The organism is Bradyrhizobium sp. LA6.1 (genome assembly GCF_040547805.1).
Taxonomy (GTDB): domain Bacteria; phylum Pseudomonadota; class Alphaproteobacteria; order Rhizobiales; family Xanthobacteraceae; genus Bradyrhizobium; species Bradyrhizobium barranii.
Genome location: NZ_JBEPQK010000002.1, coordinates 21,116 through 45,572 on the forward strand (window position 1 = coordinate 21,116; position 24,457 = coordinate 45,572).

The 24,457-nt window shown below is 62.4% G+C and carries 19 protein-coding genes; 14 read left to right on the top strand and 5 right to left on the bottom strand.

The genetic code is table 11. The features are described 5' to 3' along the window. Nucleotides 1-24: 24 nt before the first annotated feature. Both ABIB99_RS03730 and ABIB99_RS03735 read right to left on the bottom strand, forming a co-directional pair. Nucleotides 25-1,218, bottom strand: a complete 1,194-nt coding sequence (locus ABIB99_RS03730; protein ID WP_208087804.1) for a CaiB/BaiF CoA transferase family protein — start codon at nucleotides 1,216-1,218, stop codon at nucleotides 25-27. A gap of 130 nt (nucleotides 1,219-1,348) precedes the next feature. Then, nucleotides 1,349-1,657 carry a hypothetical protein gene (locus ABIB99_RS03735; RefSeq protein ID WP_038957490.1) on the bottom strand — a complete coding sequence of 103 codons (309 nt, stop codon included), beginning with the start codon at nucleotides 1,655-1,657 and terminating at the stop codon, nucleotides 1,349-1,351. Nucleotides 1,658-2,041: 384 nt separating this feature from the next. Here ABIB99_RS03735 and ABIB99_RS03740 point away from each other — a divergent pair, with 384 nt between their 5' ends. The 10 genes from ABIB99_RS03740 (at nucleotide 2,042) to ABIB99_RS03785 (ending at nucleotide 12,537) form a co-directional block, all read left to right on the top strand. Next, on the top strand, nucleotides 2,042-2,212 hold the full coding sequence (locus ABIB99_RS03740; RefSeq protein ID WP_321576380.1) for a hypothetical protein: 171 nt from the start codon (nucleotides 2,042-2,044) through the stop codon (nucleotides 2,210-2,212). 165 nt (nucleotides 2,213-2,377) lie between these two features. After that, complete coding sequence (locus ABIB99_RS03745; RefSeq protein WP_502917479.1) at nucleotides 2,378-3,385, top strand: M10 family metallopeptidase C-terminal domain-containing protein; 1,008 nt, start codon at nucleotides 2,378-2,380, stop codon at nucleotides 3,383-3,385. 132 nt (nucleotides 3,386-3,517) lie between these two features. Next, the gene (locus ABIB99_RS03750; RefSeq protein ID WP_225048942.1) at nucleotides 3,518-4,018 is read left to right on the top strand and encodes a hypothetical protein; all 501 of its coding nucleotides are present in this window, start codon (nucleotides 3,518-3,520) and stop codon (nucleotides 4,016-4,018) included. A 348-nt stretch (nucleotides 4,019-4,366) separates the two neighbouring features. Next, on the top strand, nucleotides 4,367-5,917 hold the full coding sequence (locus tag ABIB99_RS03755; protein ID WP_245328605.1) for a lipopolysaccharide biosynthesis protein: 1,551 nt from the start codon (nucleotides 4,367-4,369) through the stop codon (nucleotides 5,915-5,917). A 3-nt stretch (nucleotides 5,918-5,920) separates the two neighbouring features. Beyond that, on the top strand, nucleotides 5,921-7,759 hold the full coding sequence (gene asnB / locus ABIB99_RS03760; RefSeq protein WP_063982144.1) for an asparagine synthase (glutamine-hydrolyzing): 1,839 nt from the start codon (nucleotides 5,921-5,923) through the stop codon (nucleotides 7,757-7,759). Between the two features lie 99 nt (nucleotides 7,760-7,858). After that, nucleotides 7,859-8,848 carry a glycosyltransferase family protein gene (locus ABIB99_RS03765; RefSeq protein WP_354174912.1) on the top strand — a complete coding sequence of 330 codons (990 nt, stop codon included), beginning with the start codon at nucleotides 7,859-7,861 and terminating at the stop codon, nucleotides 8,846-8,848. Nucleotides 8,849-8,951: 103 nt separating this feature from the next. Next, nucleotides 8,952-9,575 (top strand): acyltransferase, encoded by a 624-nt coding sequence (locus tag ABIB99_RS03770; protein WP_063712108.1) that lies wholly within the window; start codon nucleotides 8,952-8,954, stop codon nucleotides 9,573-9,575. Beyond that, entirely contained in the window at nucleotides 9,565-10,413 is an 849-nt protein-coding gene (locus ABIB99_RS03775) for a class I SAM-dependent methyltransferase (RefSeq protein ID WP_063982146.1), read from the top strand. The genes ABIB99_RS03770 and ABIB99_RS03775 overlap by 11 nt, the downstream gene beginning before the upstream one ends. 2 nt (nucleotides 10,414-10,415) lie before the next feature. Continuing rightward, a complete protein-coding gene (locus ABIB99_RS03780; protein ID WP_247309718.1) occupies nucleotides 10,416-11,348 on the top strand; it encodes an NAD-dependent epimerase/dehydratase family protein in 933 nt (310 codons plus the stop codon). Then, a complete protein-coding gene (locus ABIB99_RS03785) occupies nucleotides 11,341-12,537 on the top strand; it encodes a glycosyltransferase family 4 protein (RefSeq protein WP_354174913.1) in 1,197 nt (398 codons plus the stop codon). Before ABIB99_RS03780 ends, ABIB99_RS03785 begins: the two co-directional genes overlap by 8 nt. Here ABIB99_RS03785 and ABIB99_RS03790 read toward each other — a convergent pair. Beyond that, the gene (locus ABIB99_RS03790; RefSeq protein WP_244436787.1) at nucleotides 12,534-12,677 is read right to left on the bottom strand and encodes a hypothetical protein; all 144 of its coding nucleotides are present in this window, start codon (nucleotides 12,675-12,677) and stop codon (nucleotides 12,534-12,536) included. The two genes, ABIB99_RS03785 and ABIB99_RS03790, sit on opposite strands and share 4 nt — an antisense overlap. 1,411 nt (nucleotides 12,678-14,088) lie before the next feature. Between ABIB99_RS03790 and rfbF the strand changes: the two genes are divergently transcribed. After that, nucleotides 14,089-14,859: a glucose-1-phosphate cytidylyltransferase gene (gene rfbF, locus ABIB99_RS03800; RefSeq protein ID WP_038957498.1), complete on the top strand. Its 771-nt coding sequence runs from the start codon at nucleotides 14,089-14,091 to the stop codon at nucleotides 14,857-14,859. Further along, nucleotides 14,856-15,929: a CDP-glucose 4,6-dehydratase gene (gene rfbG / locus ABIB99_RS03805; RefSeq protein WP_080584045.1), complete on the top strand. Its 1,074-nt coding sequence runs from the start codon at nucleotides 14,856-14,858 to the stop codon at nucleotides 15,927-15,929. Before rfbF ends, rfbG begins: the two co-directional genes overlap by 4 nt. Here the strand turns inward: rfbG and ABIB99_RS03810 are convergent. Beyond that, nucleotides 15,893-17,704: a chloride channel protein gene (locus ABIB99_RS03810; protein ID WP_354174914.1), complete on the bottom strand. Its 1,812-nt coding sequence runs from the start codon at nucleotides 17,702-17,704 to the stop codon at nucleotides 15,893-15,895. The two genes, rfbG and ABIB99_RS03810, sit on opposite strands and share 37 nt — an antisense overlap. Nucleotides 17,705-18,364: 660 nt before the next feature. Here ABIB99_RS03810 and ABIB99_RS03815 point away from each other — a divergent pair. Then, nucleotides 18,365-20,989: a M10 family metallopeptidase C-terminal domain-containing protein gene (locus ABIB99_RS03815; protein ID WP_247309722.1), complete on the top strand. Its 2,625-nt coding sequence runs from the start codon at nucleotides 18,365-18,367 to the stop codon at nucleotides 20,987-20,989. A gap of 109 nt (nucleotides 20,990-21,098) precedes the next feature. Here the strand turns inward: ABIB99_RS03815 and ABIB99_RS03820 are convergent, their stop codons facing one another. Further along, nucleotides 21,099-23,072, bottom strand: coding sequence for an acyltransferase family protein (locus ABIB99_RS03820; RefSeq protein ID WP_157789144.1), 1,974 nt, complete (start codon nucleotides 23,070-23,072; stop codon nucleotides 21,099-21,101). Nucleotides 23,073-23,199: 127 nt separating this feature from the next. On the opposite strand from ABIB99_RS03820, the gene ABIB99_RS03825 reads away from it, so the two are divergent. Beyond that, nucleotides 23,200-24,432 (top strand): class I SAM-dependent methyltransferase, encoded by a 1,233-nt coding sequence (locus tag ABIB99_RS03825; protein ID WP_354174915.1) that lies wholly within the window; start codon nucleotides 23,200-23,202, stop codon nucleotides 24,430-24,432. Nucleotides 24,433-24,457 lie beyond the last annotated feature (25 nt).

Consider the following 24,457-nt stretch of genomic DNA (forward strand, 5'->3'; position numbering starts at 1 on the left):
CGGCTGTTGAGACGCAGCCGTTCTTCACACCACCTTGGCGTTCCGGAGCGTCGCGATCTCGTCTGAACTGAGGCCGAACTCCTTCAAGACCTCGTCGGTGTGCTCGCCGAATTCCGGCGGCCGCGCCACCATCTTGCTCGGCGTGCGCGACAGCGTGACGGGTTGGCCGACCAGGCGGATGTGGCGGTCCTCGTCGTTCGGCACGTCCTGCGCGATGCCGAGATGTTTGACCTGCGCGTCCTCGAACATCTGGTCGATGGCGTAGATTGGTCCGCAGGGCACGCCGGCATCGTTGAACTCGCGGACCCAGGTCTCGGTCGACTTCGTGACCGTGCGCTCCTCGATCTTGGCGTTGAGCGCGTCGCGATTCTTGGAGCGGGCCGGCGCGGTCGCATAGTCGGGATCACTGTAGAGCTCCGGCGCGCCGATCGCCTGCGCGCAACGCTCCCAGATCCGTCCGCCCGTGGTGGCGATGTTGATGTAACCGTCCGAGGTCTTGAACACGCCGGTCGGGATGCTGGTCGGATGGTTGTTGCCGGCCTGCTTGGCGACTTCCTTCTCCATCAGCCAGCGCGCGGCCTGGAAGTCGAGCATGAAAATCTGCGCTTGCAGCAGCGAGGTCTGCACCCACTGGCCCTTGCCGGACACCTCGCGCTCGAGCAGCGCGGTGAGGATGCCCATGGCGCAGAACAAGCCGGCCGTGAGGTCGGCGACGGGAATGCCGACCCTCATCGGCCCTTCGCCCGGCGCGCCCGTGATCGACATCAGCCCACCCATGCCCTGGGCGATCTGATCGAAGCCGGGGCGCTTGTGGTAGGGCCCGTCCTGGCCGAAGCCGGAGATGCTGCCATAGACGATACGCGGATTGATCTCGCGCAGGGTCTCATAGTCGATGTTGAGCTTCTTCTTCACGTCGGGACGGAAATTCTCGACCACGACATCGGCCTTGGCGGCCAAGCGCTTGAACACGGCGAGCCCGCGCTCATCCTTCAAATTCAGCGTCATCGCCCGCTTGTTGCGGTGCAAATTCTGGAAGTCGGAACCCCGCCGCGGCCCGCCGGGCTGCTCGCCGCCGGCATCCTCGGTCAGCGCGTCGATCTTGACGACGTTGGCGCCCCAGTCCGAAAGCTGCCGCACGCAGGTGGGTCCGGACCGGACACGGGTCAGATCGAGCACGGTGAAGCGCGACAGGGCTTCCGAGGCATGCGGAAAGGGCATCTTGAGAGGCTCCAGGACAGATTGCGGGGATACCATAGTGCTGAAACATCATGCGACAAGTCTGGGCCTGCGCGGATGCCGCCTGTCGAAATGCAATGCCTGACGCGGCTTGCTGCGCTGCACGAAGGGGTCAGCGCGACAGGCGCTTCAGCTCGGCGCGCGCTTGCTCGGACTGCGGATCATCACCGTGCCGCGCAAGGAAGAGCTCGAGCGCCTCCCGCGTTCCCTTCCGGCGGGCGGCTTCGTATTCCTCCGCCACCGCCGCGGAGGGATCGCGGCCCATGGGCATGGAGGGGGTGCCTCCCGCCTTGTCCTTGGCGCTGTCGTCCGCCTTGGCTTTCCCGACCATGACAGGCTGTTCTCCGATGGGCAGACGATCCGGCCCGGCGAGCACCGCCAGGGCACCGATCAGTCCGGCTGACAATGGGCCGAGTTTCATCACTTCCCTTACAAAACATAGTCTCAGGCGGAACCCGCAATCTGTCTTCGGCACCGTATGACTACGGAATTTGATGGCCAGTGCAGCCTTACGGAAGGGGGCCAGGCACGGACACAAGCTTAAGACAAACGTTTACCCCCGGAGCTAGAATCAGCCGCCAGTGCCCGGAATGACGCGCGACGCGTCACCCCGGAGAGTACATTGGCCACCTCTGACACCGTTAGTGCCACCAACAACGCCGAGATCGACGGCCTGCTGTCGGGCTCCAAATGGTCCGACGCGATCACCTACAGCTTTCCGGACGTGCCTGGCGACTAAGCGAATCCATACACGGGCGGCGACGGCGAGCCGACGAACTCAGGCTTTGCCTCTGCCCCGGCGCAGATGCAGACCGCGATCAACTACGCGATCGGGTTGATCCTCGGCTACACCAACACCAGCATCCAGTACGCAGGGACCAACGGCGCCGACATCATGATCGCGCAATCGCCCTCAGCCAATCCGACCTCCTACGCCTACTACCCCGGTAATTATGCGTCGGGCGGCGACGTGTAGTTCGGGACCCAATACAATTACTCGCTGGCCAAGCTCGGCAACTACTATTTCACGACCGCGCTGCACGAACTCGGCCACGCCCTCGGGCTCAAGCACAGCCAGGAGGCTGGCGGCCCCGCCAATGTTGCGGTGCCGAGCGGCCACGACGACAGCGAATATACCGTCATGAGCTATCGCAGCTATGTCGGTGCATCGACGACAAGCGGCTATACCAACGAGGCCTACGGGTATCCGCAGACCTACATGGCCAACGATATCCTTGCACTCCAGGCAATGTACGGCGCGAACTACACCACGCAGAGCAGCAACATGGTCTATGCTTGGAGCCCGACGACTGGGCAGGAGATTATCAACGGGGTCGGGCAGCTCGCGCCGGGCGGCGGCGCTGGCGGCTCGGCCAACCGCATCTACGAGACGGTCTGGGACGGCGGTGGCGTCGATACCTACGATCTGTCCAACTACACGACGAACCTGGGCATCAATCTCAATCCCGGCGCGTCGTCACTGTTCTCGTCGGTTCAACTGGCCAATCTCGGCAACGGCCATTCCGCCTCCGGCAACGCTCCGCGACGCCGTGACCACCAAGATGACGCGCAGAGAGATCGCCCAGGCCCGGAATGGGCGCCAAGCCGCGAGCATCGACCGTCTGACGCCTCGGCCTCCCTGGCTCTCGGCGGCCGCTCAAAAAACTCGAAAACCGGCGGCAGCCAGGACAACGCAACCATCACGGGGCTGGCCAATGGCGGGTTTGTGGTGACCTGGGAAGATCTGAGCGGAACGCTCGGCGATGACGAAGCGACCAGCGTCAAGGCGCAGATGTTTGCGGCTGATGGCAGCAAGGTCAGCAGCGAATTCCTGGTCAACACCGCGACGGCCTCCGACCAGCTCAAGCCAACCATCTCGGCGCTGCCCAATGGCGGCTTTGTCGTGACCTGGTACGATTTCAGCCAGACCGGCGGCGACAGCAGCGGCAGCAGCATCAAGGCGCAGATCTATACGGCCGATGGCAGCAAGGCTTATTTGCGCCGGGTTCCCAACTGTTCCGCGTGCAATTTCAATGATCGTGGCCGTTGGGCAACACTCTCACACGTTGCAACATGGCAGGAAGCTGATGGACAGCAGTCGGGCTTGGGATCAAACCGGTCCCGGTTTGATGGCGGGGGCGCATCGTAACTAGTCTGGTGGGCGAGGCTTGCCGCGTGCTGGCGTGGCAACCATTCGCAAGGGAATTAAGATGTCCGGGGGCTGAAACCGACGGGATTGGTCATCTTGGGCGCGGCTGCCGCGTCATGTTGGATTTTGAGCATGATCCTGGGCATTGCCGAGACCGCGGCTGCCACTTGGTCACGCATGGACATCCTGTCCGGCGATGCCGCGCCCAGCGCCGCCGAAAGCCTTGATGTCGGCACCATGAGGCCGATCGCGCGGCCGTCGCAGACTGCGAGCAAGCCGATCCCCCGCGGCAATCCGCTGTGGTCGGTGCCGTTCTCGGCGCTGACCGTCACCCAGGAGCGCCCGATCTTCTCGGCGTCGCGCCGGCCGCCGCCCCGCGCCGTTGCCGCGGCTCCGGTGGAAGAGGCGCAGCCGCCTCCACCGCCCGTGCCGGTCGAGGCGCCGCCGCCATTGCTGCTGGTCGGCGCCGTGGTCGGCGAGGGCGACACAATCGCGATCTTCCTCAATCGGATCGACCAGAAGGTCGTGCGATTGCGGCAAGGCGAATCGCTCGGTGGCCGGTCGCTGACCGCGGTCGAGCCGCGCGAGGTGACGCTCAAGCTCGGCGAGCGCAGCGAGGTGCTGGGGCTGTAACGGCCGGATGCGGGCCCTCCGCCCCCGCGACGACCAATTCCGCGGGTGCGGAGAGCAAGATGATCGTCCCGACCACGAACGGACCGTCATTTGCCCCGTTCACGCCCCGCTCGACGCCGAAAAACGGCGAGTCGGACGGCCTCTGAACCGCGCCTTTCCCGGATCGAACCACACGCCCGATAGGCCTGAAAGGGCAATCGAATCTGCCCCGCGCCGCCGGGCGGCTGCCGTTCTGCGAACCTATCGACATTCCGCGTGCTGGCTGCTAGCCCGGTTTCGCGATACCCAGGGGGAGCCCTGATCGGCGCGGTAGCGAAGGCGTTGCGGGGTGAAGGCCGGGTGGCTGGCATGGCGTTAAAGAAAAGACCGCCCGATCTGCTGGGGAATTCGGCGTGGAATGCGGTGGCCTTCGTCGTGGCCGTGGTGCTGAACCTGGCCATCCTGCCCTTCGTGATCGCTCGCCTCGGTCTCGCCGCGTTCGGTGTCGCGGGTCTTGTGACCGCCTGCGTTGCGCCCGCGCTCGTGTTCAGCAACGCACTCGGACTGTCGACGGCGCGAGAGCTTGCGCTGCGACTGGAGCCATCCGACCGCGATGATGCGCGGCGCCTGTTTGCAACGGCGATCGCGGTCGCGACTGCTGCTGGCGGCCTGATCACCATTTTCTTTTGGGTTGCCGGAGCCCCGCTGGCGCGTCTCGGCTTTCATCTGGCAGGTCCCGCGGCCGACGATCTTGGACTGGCCTTCGCATTGGCCAGTGCGGGCTGGTTGTGCCAATGCGTGTCGGCGGTCTTCGTGTCGTTGTTCACCGCGCGGCAGGACTATCGCCGGATTGCCTCGATCGGCATTGTCAGCACATTGATCTCGACGCTTTCGATGCTGCTGCTCATCCCCGCCGCGCCACATGCCTCGACTTTTCTCGGCTGTCAGGCGCTCGGGTTTGCAACCGGTCTGCTGATGGCTCTGGTCTGGTCCCGTGGCATGGGCCAATGGCTCGCTCCGCCCGCGCTGCACCGCGAGGCGCTCGGCAAATTGGTTCGGCTGGGCGGTTGGCAAGTCGCCGCGCAGGGTGGTGCGCTGCTTGCGGGGCAGGCCGATCGATATTTGCTTGGCGCGCTGCTGCAACCGCAATTCGTCGGCTTCTACGGTGTTGCGCAGCGTCTGCAGGAGGCGACCTATATCGGCATCCTCAAGGTCGGGGAGATCCTGTTTCCGTTCTTCAGCACGTTGCAGAAGGAGAGCGAGGATCGCAAGGTCGATCTACTGTTCCGATCGTCGTGGATTCTGAACGTCCTGGCCGCAAGTGCCCTTGGCGCATTGATCCCCGTGGCCGGTCCGCTGCTGCATGTCTGGACCGGTGCCGAGGTCGCGGCCGAGGCTGCGCGGGTGCTCGTCGTATTGGCGATTGCCGGCATCCTCGGATCCAGTGCGAACGTGTTCGGCTTTTATCTGCTGGCGCAGGCACGCTCGCGCTCCAACGCGCTCATCGCGCTGGTTACCGGTGTCGTCACCCTCGTCACTAGTGCGATCGTCCTGCCAAGCTTCGGATGGCAAGCCGCAGGCTGGAGCGCCTGCGCCGGCATGATCGCGCAGATCACGACCATCGTCGTGCTGTTGCGCCGCAGTTTTGATCTTCCCGGCATCTGGTCGCGCGTCGTCCATTGCGTACTGATGCCGCTTGGCATCGGAATCGCGACGGCGCTGGCGCTGCGCTACGGTCTCGACCGTGCACTGTTCCAGCTTGCGCCGTCCTGGTGGTCCGTGGGCGTCGTCTCGTCGCTGACAGCTGCGATCATCTTTGTCGTCGAAGTTGCCGCGTCGCAGCTCGGACCGTATCGAAATGCCTGCTGGCAGGACCTGCGGGCCATTGTCAGTCGCTTCGTGCCCCTGAAGGCCATCTAGGATATGTGCGGAATCGCCGGAATCGTCAATTTGCGCGGCAATGCGGTCGAGCCGGCCGACATCTCGCGGCTGACCAGCCTGATCGCGCATCGTGGTCCGTTCGGCGAAGGGATCTGGTTCAGTGCGGACCGGACTCTCGCATTCGGCCACCGGCGCCTTGCGATCATCGATCCCGGCGAGGGCGGCTATCAGCCGATGTTGTCGTCGGACGGCCGCTACGTCATTGTCTTCAACGGCGAGATCTACAATTTTCTCGAGCTGCGCCGCGAGCTCGAGGCGCAAGGCGCGGTCTTCCGCAGCCAGTCCGATACCGAAGTGATCCTGGCCGCATGGGAAGCCTGGCGGGAAGACATGCTGCCGCGCTTCAATGGCATGTGGGCCCTGGCGATCTTCGACACAAGCACGCGCGAATTGTTCCTCGCGCGCGATCGCTTCGGCATCAAGCCGTTGCTCTATGCGATGTCGCCGGAGCGATTTGTTTTTGCCTCTGAGCAGCGGGCGCTGGTGCGCAGCGGACTGATCGATGCTTCCGTCGACATGGACGTGGCGCGCCGGCTGTTGCTCGACGCCTTCGGGATCGAGGGAAGTGAACGAACCTTGTTTCGGCAGGTTCGCCGTCTGCAGGCCGGTCATTGCATGTGGCTGCGCCAGGGCAAGGTCAGTGTCCGCCGGTGGTGGCGGACCGTAGACCATCTGCCGGCCGTGCCGGTCACTGAAGCCGAGCGTGTCGATCGTTTCCGCGAACTGTTCCAGGATGCCGTGGCCTTGCGGATGCGCAGCGACGTGCCGATCGGAACCTGCTTGTCCGGCGGCTTCGATTCATCGGCGGTGATCTGCACCATGGCCGCGCACGAGCGGGCCGGGATGGGGCCGCGCGATAGCACCGCGTGGCGGCATGCTTTCGTCGCAACGTTCCCGGGCGCCTCGAACGACGAGAGGCCGATGGCCGAGGAGGCTGCGGCCTGGGCGAAGGTCGAGCCCACTTTCCTCGAAATCGGGCAGGGCGACGCGCTGACCGACCTCGACCGGATTCTCGACGACCTCGACGATGTCTATATCGGGTTGCCCAGCGCCGTGTGGCTCATCTATCGGCAATTGAGGCAAAGCGAGGTGACGGTGTCGCTCGACGGCCACGGGGCCGACGAATTGATGGGCGCCTATATGCAGGAAGGACAGGCGCTAGGGTTTCGGATCCGGAACGCGACGGAAGACCTAGCTTCGCGATCGTCGCTGGCGCGGTGCGGCGTGGATGTCCTGCGCATGCTGGCCCTAAAGCGCAAGGGCGTCTATTTCCTGCGTGGCGGCCTGCGCGATCTTCCCGCCTTGCTTCCGCTGGTCGCCGAGGAGGATGTGCTGCCGCGTGAATGGGGCGGCCTGAACCGGCGGCTGTACCGCATGTTTCACAGCACGGTGCTGCCCACCATCCTGCGCAACTTCGATCGTCTCTCGATGGCCCACGGCATCGAAGTCCGCATGCCCTTCATGGACTGGCGCCTGGTGACCTACACGATGGCACTTCCCGAGAGCAGCAAGTCGGCAGACGGCTATACTAAGGCGGTCGCCCGGCGGGCGATGGCCAATCTGATGCCGGAATCGATCAGGACGGCGCGCCGCAAGGTCGGCTTCAATTCGCCGATGCCCGAATGGTTGAACGGACCTTTGGCCGGCTGGATGGCAGATCTGCTCGACCAAGATGTGCCGGCGTTTGCCGAACTGGTGAATGAAGCTGCCTTGCGCAAAGCGGTCGGCCGTCTGACAGCGTCGAAGACGTGGGACTGGGAGGCGGTCGGGCGGATCTGGCCGTATCTGAACATGAAATGGATGTTGGCAAGGTACGCCTGAACGATGCGCCTTTTCCAAAATTACGGCCTTTACCCATCTTATCTGCCGCGGCTGAACCAGCTCGCGATGAGCACCCAAAGTTTCGCGGAACGTCGAGACGTGTTCCTAAATGATCGTTTCGGTGCATCGCATTTCCTGCAGCCGGTGCTCGATGGATCGCCGGAGGCCTTCTTCACCAACGGCGACGACGCGGTCCTGCAGCGCCGCTGGGCGCGTGAGCAGGGTATGTCGGGCGAGCCGACGCTCGAGGCCATCCTGCTTGCGCAGATCGAGCATCACGCCACCGAGGTGTTCTACAACCTCGATCCCGTGCGCTACCCGAGCGCGTTCGTCGCCAAGCTGCCGGGTTGCGTGAAAACCGCATTGTGCTGGCGCGCGGCGCCGTCGGGAAACGCCGATTTCACGGCCTATGCCGCCGTGCTTGGGAACTTTCCGTCGATTCTCGACATGTGGCGCGACAAAGGATGCCGAGCCGAGTCGTTCTTTCCGGCGCATGATCCGGTGATGGACGAGTATGGCCACGGCGAACGTCCGATCGATGCCGTCTTCGTCGGCGGCTACTCGAGGCACCATCGGGCACGTGCGAGGACGCTGGAGCAGGTCGCGCGTCTCGCGGGCGGTCGCAACATCGTGCTTTGTCTCGATGCGTCGCGCCTGACCAGGCTCGCAGAGAGCGCGATTGGACGATTGCTGCCGCTGCGACAGCACCGGCGTCCAGAGGCGGTCGCCAAAATTGCCCAGCCGCCGGTGTTCGGGAGAGATCTCTATGACCTGCTCGGCTCGGCCAAGATTGTGCTGAACGGCGCGATCGACATGTCGGGCAGCGATCGCGGCAATATGCGTTGCTTTGAGGCGATGGGATGTGGCGCGTTGCTGGTGTCGGACGCCGGGCGCTATCCTGGGGGAATGGATTCCGAGACAATCGTGACTTATGCGGGCGGCAGCGACTGCCTTGCCCAGATCGAGACGTCCCTAAACAACTGGACTGAGATCAAGGCCAAGGCCGAACGAGGTCGAGCCGCGGTCCGAGATTTGTATAGTAAACAGCAGCAGTGGGCTCTATTTAGAAGCCTCGTGAGCCGTCTCTAGGAGCAAGCATGCACGTCGGTGGATTTGCCGTGACGCTCATGAGTGATGGCGCAACAGCGGTCGGCCGCGCTGTGACCGATGTTGCGAGGGCAAGGCTGGTGTGATGGCTGCTTCACTCCCAATCCGCGGCTTGGATATCCTGCTGGGGTGGAAAAGCTGGCGATCCGGCACGGTCACGCTCGGGCGGGGAACGTCGGTGGCTTGGCGGCGGCTGCGTCGTGTTCGGGGCAACCGGCTGACGATTGGCGACGAGTCTATCGTTCATGCCAATATCATTTTCGAGGACGGAGGGGCTGACATTCGTATTGGCAGCCGGACCTATATTGGTCTGTCCAATCTGATCTGCTTTCGCAGCGTCTCAATCGGAGATGACGTGCTGGTATCGTGGGGCGCCACCATCGTCGATCACGATTCGCATAGTCTAGAGTGGGATCTGCGACGCAACGACGTACGTGATTGGGCCCGCAACCAGAAGGCCTGGACTCACGTTCCCACCGCACCGGTGGTGGTCGCCGACAAGTCGTGGATCGGATTCAATGTCACTGTTCTGAAGGGAGTGACGATCGGGGAGGGCGCCGTCGTTGCTGCGTGCTCCGTCGTGACGCGCGACGTTCCGCCTTATGCTCTCGTTGCAGGAAACCCGGCGCGCGTCATTCGCATGCTGAATGCTAACGACTCGGCGGAACGACAGGCTCTCGCACGGGAGCTCCGCTCGGATGACCGGTGATCGACAATTCCGAACGTGGGAAGAAGCCGTGCTCTGGCTGCGCAATCAGCCGGATCAGGGCCAGCTCGTGCGTGACGCCTTCTATGACGATCCGCTGGCTGCGGCTGCAGAGCGCTATTTTCGAGGCACCGAATGGCAGGCTGTTGCGGCGTTGCTGTCCGGTCGCTCCGGCTCGGCACTTGACGTCGGCGCCGGTCGCGGCATTGCGAGCTATGCACTGGCCCGGAGCGGATTTGAGGTGACCGCGCTCGAGCCCGATGGCAGCGCGATCGTTGGCGCTGCGGCAATCCGCGATCTCGCGGCGCAGGCGAAGCTGCCGATCCGCGTGGTCGAGGAGTTCTCCGAGCGCCTGCCGTTCGCCGACAGAACGTTCGATGTCGTGTTTGCGCGTGCCGTGCTGCATCACACGCGCGATCTCGAGGGTGCCTGCCGCGAGATGTTTCGTGTGCTCCGCCCCGGCGGCATGCTGATCGCCGCGCGCGAGCACGTGATCAGCAAGGAAAGCGATCTTCAGCAATTCCTCGATCAGCACCCGCTGCATCACCTCTACGGCGGCGAGCATGCCTACCTGCTCGACCGCTATACCGGCGCGCTGAAATCGGCCGGCTTTGCCGTCGAGACGCTGGCGCCGCTCCAAAGCCCCATCAATCTGTTCCCGTATACGGCGCAGACGCTGCGATCCGCGGCGGTCGAGAAGTTGACGCGGAAGATTCCGGTTGCTCCGCTGTGGCGCGCCGCGTTTGCCTCGCAGCGCGTGTTCGCCTCCCTGCTCTCGTTTGCCGAGCGCTTCGACCACCGGCCTGGCCGGCTCTATTCGTTCGTCTGTCACAAGGTCTAGCGATGTCGATGTGGGTTACCGGCGCGAACGGGTTCATCGGCCGCCATCTCGTCCGCGAGCTGGCGGGCAGCGGGCATGCGGTGCATGGTGTCGGTCATGGTGCACTCGATCCGGGCGATGCGCGGGGGCTCGGCTTGCAGACCTGGATCAATGGCGAGGTCGACGCGGCCAACCTGAATGCGCTCGCTGCTGCGCACGGACTGCCGTCGCACGTCTTCCACCTCGCCGGTGGATCGTCCGTCGGATTGTCGATAGAGCGTCCGTTCGAGGATTTTTCGCGGACCGTAGCCAGTACGGCGCGCCTGCTTGAATGGCTTCGAAGCTTTGCGCCCGCGAGCCGGCTGGTGGTGGTGTCGAGCGCGGCGGTCTACGGTGCCGATCACACCGGTCCGATTCCCGAAAGCGCGGCGCTGGCGCCGATGTCGCCCTACGGCCACCACAAGCGGATGATGGAGCAGCTGTGTCACAGCTACGTCCAGAGTTTCGACGTTCGCTGCATGGTCGTGCGATTGTTCTCGGTTTACGGTCCCAACCTTCGCAAGCAGGTGCTCTGGGATATCTGCTCGCGGCTGCGGAGCGAGCAGCGCACGCTTAATCTCGGAGGGACGGGGGCTGAGATCAGGGACTGGACCGACGTTCGCGACGTCGTTCGCTTGCTGGCGCGCGTCGCGGAAGCGCCGTGGCAGAACGATTTTGGCGTGATCAATGGCGGCTCGGGGCGCGGCGTGAGCGTGGCCGAGATTGCCAATGGCCTGATCGGGCATTGGGGGAGCAGCACGGCCCTGCAGTTTTCCGGCGTCGCGCGCCCGGGGGATCCGACGAGTCTGCTGGCCGACAACGGGCGCGTACGCGATATGAATTTCAATTGGCGCATTCCGCTGGAGCGGGGCCTCGCCGACTACGTTGAATGGTTCAGGGGCCAGGCCCGTGCCTGAGGCGGCGCCGGTGCGGATCGCATTCACCAACATTCCACGCCGCCTATGGGCGGGAGGCTACAACTATCAACGCAACCTGTTCGATACGCTCAACAGGTACGCGCCCGGCGCCGTGACGCCCGTGCTGTTTGCTGGAACGGCCGATGATGCCGAGGAGATTGCGGCGCTGGCAGGTATTCCCGCCGTCGAGGTCGTGCGCTCGCCGGTGTTCGATCACGCAGCGACTGGTCTTGCCCGTGCGACGGATCTCGCCCGCGCGATCGCCTTTGGCCTGGACGGACCCGCCGTCGCCGAGTTCAGGATTCGCAAGATCGACCTGGTGTTCGAATCCGCGCGCTTCTTCGGCTGGCGCCTGCCGTTACCGGCGGTCGCCTGGTTTCCGGATTTCCAGCACCGCCTGCTTCCGCATCTTTTCTCCAGGAGCGCCTATTGGCGGCGTGATATCGGCTTTCGGGTCCAGCTTGCGTCCGGCCGCCACATCATGTTGAGCAGTGCCACCGCGCTCGGCGACCTCAAACGATTTTATCCAAGCTTGTCGAACGGTGTCTCCGTGGTCCGGTTCGCGACCGAGCCGCCGGCCGGCCTGCTGACCACGAATCCGTCCGAGGTGATCGCAAGCTACGGCTTGCCGCCGCGCTATTTCTATCTGCCAAACCAGTTCTGGCGTCACAAAAATCATCAACTCGTCGTCGATGCGCTCGGCCTGTTGAAACGCCGGGGGCTGGACGTCGTGGTCGCGGCGTCGGGGAGCGCGCTGGACTTCCGCGAGCCCGATCTTTTCGACACGATGATGCGGGAGGTCGATGCGCGCGGCCTGGAGAAGAATTTTCGGCACCTCGGAATGATTCCGCTGGACCATGTCTACGCGCTCCTGCGCGCATCGGTGGCGCTGATCAATCCGTCGGAGTGCGAGGGGTGGAGCACCACCGTCGAGGAGGCAAAGTCGTTTGGTGTCCCGATGCTGCTGTCTGACCTCGATGTGCATCGCGAACAGACCGAGGGCCGCGCCCGGTATTTCGGTATTCGCGATTCTGCGGCCTTGGCCGATCACATGGCAGAGGCCGCGCAATCAGCGGATCCTGCGACCGTCCGGAGGCTGCTGCCTGACGTCGAGCAGCGCGTGAAGGCGTTCGTTGCGGATTTCGTCCGGCTGACCGCGGACGTGATGCAGAATGCGGGAAAGCGCTAGTCGGTAGCTGCCTGCTGCGCGAAGATGCTTCGCGGCATCACGTACCGGAGCAGGAAGAGAATCGCGGTGCCGTGGGTGAGCATGGCGACCGAGAGAGGGGTGTTGAGCAGCACGTGAGGCAGCGTGCTGCAGGAGATCAATACGAAACGCTGCGGCAGCCTGATGAAGCACGGTTGCGCAGGGCCAGGACGGCGAGTGTGCCTGATGGGCCTTCTGCCCGCGCGCTACCGGCTACCGCTGATGCACTGGTGCCTTGAACGGCGCGTAAGCCGGGACCCGCCTGCTCGCGCCGGCGTGCCTTCCTGGGGAATTTACGGGTTGCTGTCCGCGCGTGAAGGGCGTTGAGCCAATTCCGACAGTTGCCACACTAGCAAACATCAATCGGGAGGTGCGCTAGTTCGATTTTGGAGCATTCATTCGAATCTGCGGAATTGCGCCATTTGCAGATAGTTCCGCGCGCGGAACGAAGATACTGCTTGGACGTTCCTCGAGTGCAGGCGGACACTGAATTCATACTCAATCGGAACCCGCTATTTATCGGTCCAAACAGCAGGCTGCTTTAGTCAGAAGTTCTCCATTACGTCGCCGGTGCAGCACGCGGTGATTTGTTCGGCTGCGATGGTAGCGGGCGTGAGGCTTGCGCTACTCGCCGTGTTCAGCCTTTTCGACTACCTGATAGAGAGGCGGATGTACGCGAATTGTGTAAGAGCTTACCAGCAGTCACCGATCTGCTTAGCCGAAGACCGAGCTTCACGGCTTCCAAAGCGGCCGTAGCCTAGAACTCAGCTGCTCTACATAGCCGTCGATCGCGCTCCGCAACTTTGCGGCGTTGGCGCCGTGAGCGCGACGCTTGAAGACCAGGTAATTGCGCAGCCCGCCGAGTTCGGCGCGGTCTGCTGGTGATGAGGACACCGTGCAGTGCCAGCGGATTGGCGCTGGCGCGGGTGTCCTGCGGCAGGCAGCGGCTTGAACACCAGCTTGGAGCGCGAGCCCGAGGGCTCGATGACCTTCTCGGCGCGCTCGCGGATATTCGCTGGTTGTGGCCTGGCAGATTCGCGTTTTCGGTCGCTTGGCGAGGCCTAGCATGTTGATGACGTCCTGCACCGAGGTCTTGTTGGTCTGCACGGGGCGCACTGGTAACGAATTGGCTCGGCTGAGCAGGCCAAGGTTGACGGTAGCGTAAACGGCACCTTATAGTAGTACAATGATGTCGTGCCGGACCGCTCGAACAGAGCGATGTGGCGCCGGCTGCCGGTGAATTGTCTGTCAGCTGACCCGTCCTTGGCGCTAGCCTCGAGCGGCCTTTCGCAGGCGTGCTACCCGATGAAGCGCTGCCCCCGAGCCCACGAAGATTCGGCAGTCTCATAGCCATTTAACGGCACGATCGGTTCTCGGAGAGGCTGTCAGCGTCATGCGGCTATACGGGAAATGCCAAGAGGGTTGCTCCAGCTGAGATATTGCCTTTAAACCTCTCGCTGAGATGGATTTTCCCGGTTGCCGCCGGTTTGTATAGAAGTTGCCAAGAATGCGTGTTCCCGACTGGAGAGATCAATGAAGGTCGTAATTCTTGCCGGAGGTCTCGGCACCCGTATCGCCGAGGAAACCAGCACCCGTCCGAAGCCGATGGTCGAGATCGGCGGCCGTCCGATCCTCTGGCACATCATGAAGATCTACAGTCATTATGGCTTCAATGACTTCGTGATCTGTCTTGGTTACCGGGGCTACATGATCAAGGAGTACTTCGCGAACTACTTCCTGCACATGTCCGACGTGACATTTCATATGGCCGAAAACCGGATGGAGGTGCATCGCGAAACCGCCGAGCCCTGGCGCGTCACGCTGGTCGACACCGGCGAGGACACCCAGACCGGCGGGCGGCTGAAGCGGGTGCTTCCTTACGTCGCGAACGAGCCCTTCTTTGCGTTGACCTATGGCGACGGCGTTGCCGACATCGACCTCGCCGCCGAGATCGCTTTCCACAAGGCGCATGGGCGGCGCGCCACCGTCTCGGTGGTGCGACCTGCAAAACGCTTCGGCGCGGTTGCGATCGAGGGTGATCGGGTCGTCAATTTCGAGGAGAAGCCGAACGACGACGGCGGCTGGATCAATGGCGGCTTCTTCCTGCTGTCGCCGTCGGTCGGCGAGCTCATCGCAGGCGACAAGACGATCTGGGAGCGCGAGCCGATGGAGCAGCTCGTGAGTGGGGACGATCTCCGCGCCTATGTGCATCCCGGCTTCTGGCACCCGATGGATTCGCTGCGTGATCGCAACTTCCTCGAGGGCGAATGGGCGAACCACCGCGCCAAATGGAGAGTCTGGTGACGGATCCCGCATTCTGGCGCGGCAAGAAGGTTTTTCTGACCGGGCACACCGGTTTCAAGGGGGCATGGGCCTCGCTGTTGCTGCGCCGCCTCGGCGCCAGCGTCTACGGCTACGCGCTCGAGCCGACGCATCCATCCTCGTTGTTCGTGACGGCGCGCATCGCCGACGAGATCAGGCAGCGCATCGCCGACATTCGCGATCTCTCCGCCTTGCGCGCCGCAATGACTGAGGCCGAGCCCGACATCGTCATTCACATGGCGGCGCAAGCGCTGGTGCGCCCGTCTTACGAGGAGCCGGTCGAGACCTTTGCGACCAATGTGATGGGCACGGTGCACGTGCTGGAGGCGGCACGGCAGCTGCGTTCGGTGCGGGTTATCCTGAATGTCACCAGCGACAAGTGCTACGAGAACAACGGGGCGGGCGTCGCCTTCCGTGAGGTCGATCGGCTCGGCGGCGACGATCCCTACAGCAACAGCAAGGCCTGCGCCGAGCTGGTGACGCACTCCTATCGCCACAGCTTCTTCAAGGCTCCGGGTGCGGCGCGCGTCGCGACCGCGCGGGCCGGCAATGTCTTCGGCGGTGGCGACTGGGCGCGCGACCGTCTCGTTCCGGACGCGATGCAGGCGTTCCTTGCGGGCGAGCCGTTGCGGATTCGCAATCCCAACTCGGTGCGGCCCTGGCAGCACGCGCTCGATCCGGTGCTGGGCTATCTGACGCTGGTCGAGCGGCTGGCGGCCGACGGGCGTTTCATCGGCGGCTGGAATTTCGGCCCTGACGCCGCAAGCGAGGTGCCTGTGGGAGCCGTGGTCGAACATCTGATCGCGCAGTGGGGCGAGGGTGCGCGCTGGACCGCCGACGCGGGCCCGCATCCGCACGAGGCCGCCTATCTCAGGCTCGACTGCGCCAAGGCACGGAGTGAGGTCGGCTGGACGCCGCGGCTCGATCTGACGCAGGGGTTGCGGCTCACCGTCGACTGGTACAAGGCGCTGCGCGAGGGCAGAGACCTGCGCAAATTCTCGCTCGACCAGCTCGATCAGGTTGTCGGCGCGTCGTCGAGGACGGTCGCGTGACGTGACGGCTCACGGCGGACGGGGCCGAAGAAAGCGGACCGCCGTGTCTCGACCGATCTCGCGGTGGCGCGAATGCGCAGGAGGTCCTTGCGGGCAACCAAGCCGACGAGATGCCCGGTCGCGCGCTCGACGATCGGCACCCGCCCGACGTCGGCCAGAACCATCCGATCGGCAACATGCGAGACGGGCTCGTCCGGATAGCCGAGCGTGAGCGAGCGGTCTGATGCGCAGTCGAACAGGGTGGCGCGACCATCGGCGCTTTCCGCGCGCCACCGCAGCACGTCCGAGCGGCCGACGAGACCGGAGACCCCTCCGCCGGCGTCGATCAGCGGATAGGACTTGTGACGTCGTTCCCCGTGGGAGAAAAACGATACCGCTTCGCCGACGGTCATGGTTGCGGGCAGGGTATCGACATCCTTCACCATCACTTCGCTCACGCGAAGCAGGTCGAAGGGGTCGATGCCGTATTCGCGCACGACGTGCTGGCCGCGCCGCGCGATCTTTTCGGTGAGGATCGAGCGCTTGAGCAGTAACACGGTGAGCGCATAAGCAGCGGTCGTGGCAATCAGAAGCGGTCCCATCATCGCAAATTCCCCGGTCAGCTCGACGGCGAACAGGATCGCGGTCAGCGGCGAGCGCATGGTGCCGCCCATCATTGCGGCCATGCCGATGAGTGCCCACGCACCATGCGGGCCCGGCAGCAGCTGTCCTTCGAGCCAGCCGGCGCAGCCGCCGAAAATGAGAAGCGGCGCGAGGACGCCGCCGGAGGTGCCCGATGCCAGGGCAACGATCCAGATCGCAGACTTCACGAGCAGGATCAGGACCGTGGCCGATACCGCAATGTTGTCGTTGAGCAGGTCGCCGATGATATCGTAACCGACACCGAGCGCGCGTGGCTCGATCAGGCCGCCGGCACCGACGAGCAATCCGCCGATCGCCGGCCACCACATCCAGTGAATTGGGAGATGGCCGAAGATGTCCTCGGCCTTGTACAGGAGGGTGGTCAGCAATCCCGATTGCAAGCCTGCCGCGATGCCAATGCCGACGCAGGCAAGCGGTCCCCACCACGGCAAATCGAGCTGGCCGGCGAACGGGAACAGCGCGCCGCTGCCGATCAGCCACGGTCGCAGTGCCGACGAGACCACGCAGGCGGCGATCACGGGAATCAGGCTGCGCGGCTTCAGCTCGAACAGGAGAAGTTCGACGGCAAGCAGGACGGCGGCGACCGGGGTTCCGAAGATCGCCGTCATACCCGCGGTCGCACCGGCGACCAGCAGCGCCTTGCGCTCGGCGGCGGTGAGGTGGAAGCATTGCGCGAAGAGAGAGCCGACGGCGCCGCCGGTCATGATGATCGGGCCCTCGGCGCCGAACGGGCCGCCGGTACCGATCGAGATCGCCGACGACAGCGGTTTGAGGACGGCGACCTTCGGCTGGAGACGGCTGCCGCCGATGAGGATGGCCTCGATCGCCTCGGGAATGCCGTGGCCGCGAATCCTCTCTGAGCCAAAGCGCGCCATCAAGCCGATGACGAGGCCGCCGAGGGCCGGGGCCGCCACCATCCAGACGCCGGGCTTCAAGCCCGACAGCGAGAGCGTCTGCGCGCTCAGCGTATGCAGCCATACCGCATTGGTGACGAGCGCGATGGCATGCAGCAACAGCCACGCCGTCGCCGCGCCGCCGGCGAAGACGGCCATGGCGACCAGCATCAGAACACGCCGGTCTGTCGTGAAGTCGCCGAGGCGCGGCGGGGAATTGGCGGGGATGGAGCGTGGCATCTTGGTCCGATCGGAGAATAACGCAATTGTAATGATGACGGAGCCGGCCGCTCAGGCCGGACGGCGGCGAAAATATATCGTAAAGCGATATAAATCAACGGATCAATTCCTGGCGGAGGTAGGCTTGAAAGTCAGGTGACGGACCGTCTAGCGCGGCAGCTCCAGAATCTCGGAGATGCGCGCCTGCGAGGAGATCGCGTGATTCAGGCGCGCGCCCGACGCAGACCGCGAGATACGATTTGAGCAGGACGATGAGGCGAGGATGGCGCGCTCGATATCGGACGCAAGACCGGTCGGCCGGACCCCGGCGTTTGCACCTTCACCGACGCATTGAACCAGCCTTGCTGCTCCCATCAGCGCCGGCTTTTCCGACCGTGACAGGCACTCTTCTTCCGAAGAGCGGCGGATGCAGCTCGGCCATCGCTGTCAGAGCCCCACAAAGGCCAGCCGCGAACAGGTATATTCTCATGACTTCCCTACGCCGAAACCGAGATCTGGCTTCCACCCATGGTCCGTATAATTACGGAATCCGATACATGGCAGGTATTATGACCGAGGTGGCGCCGCGACCGCTAAAATTAAACCGAACGTATACCTCTGAAGCTAGAATGAGCATTCTGCGCCTTACGTCGAGCGTGCCTAGCTGCTCTGGAGAGTCCAATGGCCAACGCAGTCACGATCAGCAAGTCCAATAACAGCGATATCGACGGTATGCTGTCAGGCTACAAATGGTCGGGCACCATCACCTACAGCTTTCCCGACGCGCCTGGCGACTACGCGAATCCATACACGGGCGGCAACAGCGAGCCGACGACCTCAGGCTTTGCTTCAGCGCCCAGCCAGATGCAGGCCGCGATCAACTACGCGATCGGGTTGATCCTTGGCTACACCAACGCCAGCATCCAGTACGCAGGCACCAACGGCGCCGACGTCATGATCGCGCAATCGCCCTCGGCCAATCCGACCTCCTATGCCTATTACCCCGGCAACTATGCATCCGGCGGCGATGTGTGGTTTGGAACACAGTATAACTACTCGCTGGCCCAGCTCGGCAACTACTATTTCACGACCGCGCTGCACGAACTCGGTCATGCACTTGGCCTCAAGCACAGTCAGGAAACTGGCGGCGTCGCTAACGTCGCAGTTCCCACGGCCCACGACGACAGCGAATATACCGTCATGAGCTATCGCAGCTATGTCGGTGCTTCGACCACGAGCGGGTATACCAACGAGGCGTATGGATATCCGCAGACCTACATGGCCAACGATATCCTCGCGCTACAAACGATGTACGGCGCGAACTACACGACCCAGAGCGGCAGCACGGTCTACAGCTGGAACCCGGCGACGGGGCAGGAGTTCATCAACGGCGTCGGACAGCTCGCGCCGGGCGGTGGCGTCGGAGGCTCGGCCAACCGTATCTACGAGACGGTGTGGGACGGCGGCGGCGTCGATACCTACGATCTGTCAAACTACACGACGAACCTGGGCATCAATCTCAATCCCGGCGCGTCGTCACTGTTCTCGTCGGTGCAACTGGCCAATCTCGGCAACGGCCATTCCGCTTCGGGCAATGTCTACAACGCCTATCTCTACAACAACGACGCGCGATCCTACATCGACAACGCCACCGGCGGGGCCGGCAACGACACGATCATCGGGAACGTCATCGCCAACGCACTGAACGGCGGCTCCGGCAACGATACGATCACTGGCGGTGGCGGCAACGACACCATTATTGGTGGCGCCGGTACCGATACGGCGGTGTATTCGGGCAATAGGGCGAACTATTCTATTTCGTTCAATGCGAGCACGCAGACGTTCACCGTCACGGATTTGCGTGGTGCCTCGCCCGATGGCGTGGATACCGACACGGGCATTGAATACCTTCAGTTTGCAGATGGCACGGTCGCCAGCTCGTCGTTGATCCCTGTCACGATAGAAGCAATGGGCACGACTGCGCTTGTCCAGTCGGGCGGCCTCTACAATCTTAACCCGGTTGGCGCCGGCACAGGGCCGACGCTGAAATATCAGGGCACGGCTTATGTAGCCGGGCAGTTTGGTAGCTGGACTCCGATCGGAGTTGAGCAGATCGGCTCCGGCTATCAGGTGGCCTGGAAGGTGATTGGCGTCGATAACTATTCAGTGTGGAGCACCGATAGCAACGGCAACTACATCTCCAACGTGATCGGTGGCGTCTCCGGCTCAAGTGCTTCGTTGGCGTCATTCGAAAGCGCTTTTCACCAAGACCTGAATGGGGACGGTATCATTGGTTCACCATCGAGAACGGTGATTGAGTCCTTCGGATCAACAGAGCTGGTCAAGGTGGGTTCTAATTTCTATTTTGGCGAGGTCGGCAGCGGCAGCGTAGGCCCGGAGTTGACATACAACGGTTCGCCATTCGTGGACGGCCAGGCGGGCGGATGGACCCCGATCGGCGTCGAGCAGACCGGCTCCGGCTATCAGGTCGCCTGGAAAGTGGGCGGCGTTGACAACTATTCGGTGTGGAGCACCGACAGCAATGGCAATTACATTTCTAACCTGATCGGCGGCGTGTCGGGCTCAAGCGCCTCGTTGGTGTCATTCGAGAGCGGTTTTCATCAGGACTTGAACGGAGACGGAGTAATTGGAGCGTCGACGGCACTGACAGCGGTGATCGAATCTTTCGGTTCGACCAAGCTGGTCCAGGTCGGCAGTAATTTCTATCTCGACAACATTAGTAGCGGCGCGGGCCCAGAACTGAAATACAACAGTTCTCCATTTGTGGCGGGCCAGGCGGGCGGTTGGAGTCCTATCGGCGTCGAGCAGATCGGCTCCGGATATCAGGTAGCGTGGAAAGTGGACAGCGCCGATAACTACTCGGTATGGAGCACCGACAGCAATGGCAACTACATTTCCAACTTGATCGGTGGTGTGTCAGGGACAAACGCTTCGTTGGTGTCCTTCGAGAGCAGTTTTCATCAGGACTTGAACGGAGACGGGGTCATTGGTGCGTCGCCAGCACCGACGGCGGGGATCGAAGCTTTCGGCTCGAACAAGCTGGCCTCCGCTAAGTTCTATTTCGGCAACCTTGGAAATGACGGCGCTGGCCCTGAACTGAAGCAGGGTGGTTTGCCATTCGCGGACGGTCAGGCCGGCAACCTGATCGGTGGGGTGCTGGGCTCAAGCGCTTCGTTGGCCGCTTTAGAGAGCAATTTCCATCAAGACCTGAACGGGGACGGTGTTATTGGAGCTCTCCACGAGGCAGTCGTGAATGGGGAGCACCATTCGGGGTTCTTTTTCTAGTTGACCGGCGTTCGCGTCCTGCGTTCGTGAACCGGAACGTCTTGGCGTGGTCTCCCTGGGAAACGACAAAATCGCGGCAGCAGGGGGACTTGTGTCACGCGATCGCCATTCACCTTGCCGTCGATAGTGCGGTGTCCATCTTCTGGATCGCTTGAGCAGCAAGGATTGCGCCATTCGTTGTCAGATGACCGTAGTCCCAGGTGACCAGATCGCTGGTTGAGCCTGGAATTTTGGTGAGGCAACCTTCATTGTTGCAAAACAGCTTGATCAGGGAAATGTACCGCGTCCCATTCTCTCTGGCGACGCGTTCAATTCCGTTCTCGATGGCAAGTGTCTTGCTGAGGTCAATTTGCAAGCGGCCTGGCAACATATCCGATCTGTACTGCAGCCAAGATTGCAGCAGGCGCGAGGGAAGGCTCGGATCGAATCTCGGAGCAGGCCCAAGGACAAATATTTCGGCTACGCCGGCTGCCCTTATCTTCGCGATCGTGTCCTCAAGCATGGCTGCATACGCTGAGCCGGTCTTCCAATCGTTCGGATAATTCTGCCAGGCACCAAATAAGATGACAGTCTGGGCAGGATGTTTCCGAATTAGCTCGAAGACCGCCGCATTGCCGTCGCGACATCCCGACGACGCGGGCTCGCCAAGTCCGAGCAGGGGGGCGCAGCCATTTCTCGTGAGCTGCGAAATGCGCTCCGAACCGAAAACCTCCCGAAGACCAGGCGAAAGCCGCGCAGCATGCGAGTCTCCCCAGATCACGATCGCGTCGTTTCGATTTGTCTTTAGGCATACCGGCAGCAGCTTGGAAGTATCCTCCTCATTTCCGAGCCAGCACCCTGGATTGTAGGCATCCGTCTTGAAATCATAGCGTTCGTAGGCGAGAGCGGCTTGCAATGCGTCGGGTAGCCGGCTGGGGATTCCATGCGCAAATGCAATTGAAAAGCCGGCCAGTCCGACAACGGCAAGCGACGCGACAGCGCCCCGCGCGAGAGGCGAAAGTCGAAGATGCTTCTTGAGCGGCACTTCGACCGCCAGGTAAGTCAGGATTGCTAGACAGATGCTCGCAACCAAACACGCCGATGCCTGCCATGGCGCGAGTGTAGTGCCATTCTTGATGTAGGCGAAAACCAGGATTGGCCAATGCCATAAATAGAGCGGGTAGCTGATCCTGCCCAGGAAAACCATCAAGCCGCTACCCAGCGTCCGCGTCGCAAGTCTCGATGTTGCGCCGTAACGGATCGCAAGCATCGACCCGGCAACGATCGCCAACGCGAACTTGTTCGGCCAAGCCGCCTGGCCGATGCCAAGGAAGGCGACGAGCGCGATCATCGACACTCCAACGATGACAAAGATTGTAGAGTTGGCAGACTTGGCGCTTCCCGTTCTCATCACCGCCAACAAACCGCCCGCCGACAATTCCCAAGCCCGCGCAAGCGGCGAGTAGAAAGCTGCAGAGGTGTGGCCGAAATGGCTGAGACTCCAGCAGTGCAGAAGTGACAGCAGAGTAATGGCGAGAAGCATCCATTCCATTCGGAGACGGAATCTCACGCCGATCAGCATCAATACCGGCCAGACCAGATAGAACTGTTCTTCGACCCCGAGCGACCAGAGATGCAGGAGCGGCTTTGTCGATGCGGCAAGATCGAAATAGCCCGTTTCGGTCCAGAACAGCAAGTTGGGTAGGAATAAGGCTGCAGCGGCCACTTGTTTCCCCAGCGCTTCGAAAAGGCTGGGCGTCAAAAAGACCCAGCCGAAGCTCAGCGCGGTCGTGGTTACTAACAGCAATGCCGGAAACAGACGACGCGCCCTGCGCGCGTAAAAGCCCGCAAATGAAAAGTCATTTGCCAGAATGATGCCCGTGATCAAGAATCCAGAAATGACAAAGAAGATGTCAACTCCGACAAAACCGGCGGGGACAACTTCCGGAAAGGCATGAAAACCAAGGACCAGGAATACGGCGACCGCGCGTAACCCATCGATGTCGGGACGGTATATCGTCATAATCTCAACGCTGCTGCTGCCGATTCTTATAGCCCTAACATGCGTGGCGACGATAGGGACACGAAGAAGCGTGGCCAGCACTTGACTACCGGTCCTGTCGCGAGAAGCACTGGTTTCACTGGGCGGCGGTGGATATCAAATGGCACGTTTGCAATGTCGCGGACTTCACTTATAAGGCGACTTGCTTCCCCCCAATTTGGAACTATCCATGGCGCGTACAATCAAAGATTGCGAGGTGTGCGGCGGGTCCGAACTCAAGGATGTTCTGGATCTTGGACGCCATCCGCTGTGCGACGATCTCGTGCCGGTCGGGAATCCGGCGATTCCTGAAACATATCCGATAGATATCGTCTTCTGTCCGACCTGTAAGACGGCTCACCAGGCGTATCAGGTTCCGAAACGGACGTTGTTTCCGAGTACGTACCACTACAGAGCACGGCACACCGCAGATGTGCTGAACGGAATGCGTCAGCTGGTGGAGCGATGCGAAAAGCAGGTCGGTTCACTTAAAGGTCTGTTGGTGCTCGACGTGGGGTGCAACGACGGCAGCCTGTTGTCGATCTTCAGGGAACGAGGCGCGAGAACCGTTGGCGTCGAGCCGACCGGCGCCGCCACAGACGCGAAACAGGCCGGCCACACGGTTTATCAGGACTACTTCGCGCCTTCGCTGGCTGAAAAGATTGCGGCAAGCGGTGGTCTGCCGGACATCATCACGTTCACCAATGTTTTCGCGCATATCGAGGATCTGCGCAGCGTTCTCTCGGCCGTCGGCGCGCTAATGGGGCCGAGCACGCTGCTGGTCATCGAGAACCACTATCTCGGCTCCGTGCTCGATCGATATCAATTCGATACCTTCTATCACGAGCATCCGCGCACCTATGGTTTGACGTCCTTCCGGTACATCGCCAAATCGCTTCAGGCTCGGATCGAGGCACTGGAGTTCCCGGCACGCTATGGCGGCAACATCCGCGTCATGATGCGGCGAGGCGACGGTGAGGAGCAGGCTGCTCCCGAACTCGCCAAGGTGGGGGCCGCGGAAGGCGGCTTCGAGCAGCGCCTGCTCGACATGGCGAAGCGGATACCTGCGTGGCAGAAGAGCAAGCGCGCCGAAATCGAAGCGGCCGTTTCTCGCCATGGTCCACTCGTCGGCAAGGCCTTTCCGGGCCGCGCGGCTATCCTGGTGAAGCTGCTCGATCTCGATCAGGCCACCCTGCAAGCGGTCTACGAGAAGCCAGGCTCGATGAAGATCGGAAACTACATCCCGGGCACCCGCGTCCCGATTCTTTCCGACAACGACTTCGACAAGCGCCCGAACCGGGATGTGCCGCTTCTCAATCTGGCCTGGCACATCTCCGGTGAAATTCACGGGTACATGCGCAAGCAGGGATATGACGGCCAGATCATCGACCTATTTTCGCCAGAGGAGTTTGAGCGGGCCTAGTGCTGCGCGCGACGGGAATGGCTTT